2 protein-coding genes are annotated in these 6,135 nt (G+C 38.8%); both read right to left on the reverse strand.

Annotated elements, in window-relative coordinates; translation table 11 throughout:
• On the reverse strand, positions 1 to 5,498 hold a 5,498-nt coding region (locus tag ADF68_RS10135), incomplete at its 3' end, for a mucin-binding protein (protein ID WP_053090649.1).
• A 480-nt stretch (positions 5,499 to 5,978) separates the two neighbouring features.
• A partial coding sequence (locus ADF68_RS04185) for a transposase (protein WP_049548764.1) occupies positions 5,979 to 6,135 on the reverse strand: 157 nt, incomplete at its 5' end.

Genomic DNA, 6,135 nt, shown 5'->3' on the forward strand with positions numbered 1-6,135 from the left:
ACTTTATCTGTAGCTTCTGGGTGTTCTGGTGTAACTGTCTTACCACCTGCTTCAGCTTTATCCGCATAATAGTGTTCAACGACTGGGACTTTTACTTTGCCATAGTCATGACTGTTTTCAGTCCATGTTGTTGTACCATCTGCTTGATTCTTCTTACCTGTGAAGGTATAGTCGCTTTGAACATCATCTTTTGGTGTGGTTGAACCAGCTCCTTCAAACGTTACCGTTTGTTTTGTTGGTTGCGTCACATCATTTGTTTTTGGTACATAGATGATTGGCGTATCTTCCCCTGGTTTATCAGGTGTTACAGGTGTTCCTGGTTGGATTGGTTGACCTGGTTTCGTTGGATCGTTTGGATCTGGAAGGTGTGGTTCATAACCTGGTACATCAGGAACGACTGGTTGACCTGGTTTCGTTGGGTCTGTTGGATCGTTCGGATATTTAACACCTGGTGTTGATGGGAAGTTTGGATCATTTGGTGTTTCTGGTTTTGGAACCAAGTTTCCAAGTGGTTTGTAAGTAACAGTTTCTTCAAGGTTTTCTTGAGTAACTGCCTTAGAAGCAACACTTGCTTTATCAGCGTAGTATCCTGTCAAACCTGGTGTTGGAACTTCAGCGTAGGCTGTCTTATCTGATGCCCATGGTGTCGCTGAAAGTTCTTTACCTGTGACTTTATCCAAGGTAAGGGTACGTGTCCATGTCGCGTTTTCAACATGATCTGCTGGGGCTGCTACCTTACCATCTGATACCACATACTTAACAGTAGATGTGACATCTTTCTTCCATTGATCTGTCGCTGGGTACTTAGGACTGTTTGGATCATTTGGATTGATTGGATCTGTTGGGTTATGTGGGTCATTTGGTCCTACTGGAGTTTCACCATGTTTCAAGGTTACTGTCCATGTTTGATCGACTGAAGCATCGGTATCGAAGTGAACTCCTGCTGGGAATTCATCGCTTACAAGAACATAGCCACGATCTTCATAGTACTTGATCTTGTCCGCAGTTGAGTAGTTGATTGCCTCACCTGATTTACCACCGACTTGATCATTGGCAAGGGTTTGACCAGTTGTTTGATCAACGTACTTGATCACTGCTTTTTGGTCTGCCTTAACATAAACAATCTTCGTATCTTGTGAAATTCGATCTGGATCACTTTCATCATTTGGTTCAATAGTTTTATCAACAATATTGTAACCCCATGCTTGTGGTTGTTCCTCCTTAATCACATATCCTGTTGGTGCATCTGGAATTTTAGTTTCTGCTGCTTCTTTAGGATTTGATGGATTATTGTTGTATGTTGGAGATGTTGAATTAGGAATAACATTTCCATCTTCATCTACCTGAATAATCTTACCAAGTGGTTTATAAGTTACAACATCTTCAGCATTAGGATTGGTTGGAGTGACTGTTTTACTACCTGCTTCAGACTTGTCAGCGTAGTAACCAGAAACTACTGGAACACTTTCCCTACCGTAAGTATGACTGTTTTCAGTCCATGTTGTTGTACCATCAGCTTGATTCTTCTTACCTGTGAAAGTATAGTCATTTTGAATCTTATCTGAAGGTACCTGAGCTTTACCATCTGTACTTGTGTACTTAACAGTTTGTTTTGTTGGTTGCGTCACATCATTTGTTTTTGGTACATAGATGATCGGCGTATCTTCCCCTGGTTTATCCGGTGTTACAGGTGTTCCTGGTTCTACTGGTTGACCTGGTTTTGTTGGATCGTTTGGATCTGGCAAGTATGGTTTGTAGCCTGGTACATTAGGCACAACTGGTTGACCTGGTTTCGTTGGATCCGTTGGATCATTTGGATACTTCACTTCTGGTGTTGATGGGAAGTTTGGATCTTTTGGTGTCTCTGGTTTTGGAACCAATTTTCCAAGTGGCTTGTAAGTAACAGTTTCTTCAAGATTTTTTTGAGTGACTGTCTTAGAAGCAACACTTGCTTTATCAGCGTAGTAACCTGTCAATCCTGGTGTTGGAACTGCATCATAGTTAGCCTTATTCGATGCCCATGGAGTAGATGAGAGAACTTCACCTGTCACCTTATCAAGTGTTAAGGTACGTGTCCATTGTGCATTTTGAACCTTATCAGCTGGGGCAGTTGCATTACCGTCTGATACCACATAATGAACAGTTGACGTTACATCTTTCTTCCATTGATCTGTCGCAGGGTATTTTGGACTCTTTGGATCATTTGGATTGATTGGATCTGTTGGTTTATGTGGGTTATTTGGTCCAACTGGAGTTACATCGTGTTCTAGTCTAACTACGAATTCTTGATCAATGTTTTCATCATCATCAAATTTCTTTTGATCTGCAGTTGAGTTTGTAAATCCATCTTCTACAAGTTTGTAACCTTTATTAACAAAATCAGCAATCATAGCTGCAGTTGAGTAGTTAATAGCTTCACCAGATGTACCTTCAACTTCATCTTTTGCTAATTCCTTATTATTAGCAGTTGTATCAATGTATTTGACAATAGCTTTTTGTTTTACTTTTTTATAGACAACAACTGTTTCATAGACACCCAAATCAGATTTGGCTACAATATTACGCCAATAAGTTTCTGAAACGGTACGTCCACCAGCTTGAGCTTCAATAAGTGTTTCTGGTGCATTACTTGAATCATAAGTCACTGAAACTGAATCAGCTTGAGCCCCAGCTTCTAATCCTGGAACATTAGTTGATAGAATTTCTGGTTTATAGCCTTTGAGTTTTGGCGAAGCGATAGTACCATAATTATAGGTACCAGAATTTGTTCCGTCTTCTTTCCAGCCAGTATCAGCAATGTTATCTCCATCGATATCAGAAATGTGATACTTAGCTTTACTATAAGCTGCTAAGAATTCATCACCATTTCTAACGTTTGAATTTTTTAAAATCTTTTTAAAGCCTTCTTGGTCAATAGAGACATCCAAAGTACGGTTCCATTCTGATGACTGGATAACATCTTTTTTAACTGGAGTTCCATCTTCGTAGACATATTTGATGACATTTTTATGAACACCAGTCGGGTTGATTTTAGAACCATTTGAAACCCAAATGTTTTGACGGTTATCCCCAACAGGGTCAATACCATAAGTTTTATCTTTGGCAATAACGCCTCCTGGAGAAGAACCCGTAGGGACAGAAGGGGCATCTGCTGGTGTTATATTTGGATTATCATTTTTGAAACCGGCAATAGGAATAGACCCACCTTGAATATTGGTCCATACCGAACTTTGCTTTTCTCGACTTTGCTTATCCTTACCATCTTTATTCAATGAATAAACTGTATAGGTTCCAACTCCAGAACCATTATTGCTTGCAGGACCATTAAATTCGATTCTGTTTCTAGACGCTAATGATGGATTTGAAATATAAAGGATGTTCCCATGTCCAATGTCCTGTGGATTGTTTCCTTGAGGAATCGATAGTGGTAATTTACCTGTAATTTCACCTGCTGAAAGACTATCCGACTTAGTATATCTCATAAATGCAACATAAAAGGGATTGTTGAACTGGAAGAAGGTATTTGAACTATTACCTAGCGCCACAGATATCAACTCCGCATAGTAGTTCGTATTATCGTCTCGGATATCTACGATAGAACCTTTATTAGCTTGGAAAAGTGGCTCAGACTTAGTACCATTCTGAGAACCAAGTGAAATGACATCATCCCAGTCATTGTCGCCACGATTGTCCATTTGTACACGGAAAGTCGCGTAGTCATCTACAAGAATCTTACCATTTTCATTAAGGCCAATATAGTTGTAACCATCGTAACTACCCGAAGGTGCACCACCGTTCTTACCTTTACCTACTGAATGAAAGGTATTAGTCGAATGTTTTCCAAAGACTACTCTTGAATCATTTCCGAAATCAAGGGCAACGCCACGACCTTTATTTTCAAAGCGAACTTTGGAATTTTGACCTGTGACAAGTTCTGAGTGATTCCCCATCATAATACCGTCACGACCGTTAAATTCAAATGTTCCTTCTTCGCCAATAAGAACTCGGCTAGGACCATTTTTACGACCGTTGTTACCAGCACCGTAACCACCAAAACGATCCTTATCTGTAACGTTATCCCCTGGACGGTTTATACCAATTGAAATACCTTGACCGATACTAGTATTTAGGACTAACTTAGAGCCTTTACCAGTTTCTACGGTACCACTATCAGCCATGAAAATACCAGCATTATGGTAGCGAGCACTATCAGTTTGCTTGGCAGTGTTCATGTTGATAGTAAGACTAGCTTTATCTTTTACACTGACCTTAGCTCCACTTTCAAGAGTAATAGCATCCCCTTGAGAAGAACGGTTAAGCGTTAAGCTAGCTCCCTCAGCAACTGTTACAGATTTAGCATCGTGAATATTTGACTCACGACGTTTATCTGATTTACCAGCTTGTCCCACGTTCCGTTGAACATACTGAGTTTGACCATTTGCTGCTTGATAACTATCGCTAACTGTTGAAGTTGTATTTCCTTTGATAACGACATTTGTGTTACCACCACCACCATAAAGTGATGAACCCTCACTTGTCACATTTTCAAATGTAACTGTATTTGAACCACTAGTTCTTGATAGTTCAATTGGACCTCTAGAGTTTGCTGAAGCAATCTTAAGATTTTTGAGGTTTAGTTCCCAGCTAGCTCCTGTCAATTCCAAAGTATGCGACAAGAGGTCTAGACGAGCATTGTCGTCCTTACCTTGGATAGTAACTGGACGAGACGGCGCATTGATGGTAGTCTTACGGTCAACAGATCCTGAACGTCCATTGTCGGTATTACCATTATCACCTTGAGCTACGATATCACCATTAACAGTGATATCGCTTACATTTTCATCCTTTAAGGCTGAAACAAACTCACTCCAATTAGATACTTCTCGTTTATCTTCTGAAGTAGCTCGGCGTGTACGAGTAGAACGACGTGCTTCAGCTGAAGCTTTGTCAGTAGACTTATCGTCTTTTTCAGCAACTTTAGCTAGAGCTTTGTCAGTAGACTTATCGTCTTTTTCAGCAACTTCAGCTGGAGCTTTGTCAGTAAACTTATCGTCTTTTTCAGCAACTTCAGCTTTAACTTCAGTTGCTTTCGCCGTTTCTTCACTCGATTCTTTCGCTGATGCTTCTGACTTTTCAGATTTTGGACTCTCGATTACAGGTTTTTCAGAATCTGAAGAAACTCCAGCCTTTTCTGGTGTTACAACAGCTTTATCTTCTACTGTTGATTTTGAATCGGCAGTTTCTAGTGATAGAGTAGACTTATCTGCTACTGTAGGTTTTGATTCAGAAGTTCTTGGTACTGAAGATTCCGATGTACTTGTTGAACTTTCTGGACTAACAGATACTACGGAGGTGAGCAATGTTTCTGAAACATTTACCTCATCAGCACTAGCAACTTGTCCACTCAAAAAGAAGGCAGTTCCTAAAAGAACAGAGGCTAAACCAAAGCTATACTTACGTAAAGAAAAGCGTTGACGCTCATTAAAATGAAACTTCATAGTAATCTCCTTTTTACTTTTTCTTAAATCTTAGTATATCACTATATTTATAAAAATCAAGTGTTAGCGGTTACTTTTTTATAAAAAACGCACTATATATATTGAATTCAATATTTTTTTACATCTTTTATCGGAAACTTAGTAATTCTTTAACAAATAGAACTAAAGAAACAAACATGCATCTAGTAATGTATTTCAGCCATACTATAAGAGATTTATCCATTTTTATATTCATACAATTTATTTAACAGTATTAAAAATTTTTAGTAAATATTTTTTGCCGAGATTTATAGTTTTATCTTTTAGTTTTTCAACAAATCCTTCTATCTCTGGATATAAAAATGGAGAGAACAACGGCTGTCCTCTCCAAATGTTATAGTGAATTGAAATAGGGTATGAACAAATCGATTAGGAAAGTCAAACTAATTTCTAGAAATATTTTTAGCAGTCTTAGCGTCCTATTCTAGATTCATTCTATAGTCAATTGAAACAAGAACAAGACAAAAGAGCCTCGAAAAAAGTATTGCAACTTGGCAATACCTTTTTGAGATGCTTTTTAATATGAGCCCATTTCTTCTCAATAGGATTGTACTCAGGTGAGTAGGGAGGAAGTGGTAAAAGTTTATGCCCAAATTCT

The organism is Streptococcus pseudopneumoniae, assembly GCF_001068775.1.
Lineage (GTDB): Bacteria > Bacillota > Bacilli > Lactobacillales > Streptococcaceae > Streptococcus > Streptococcus pseudopneumoniae_N.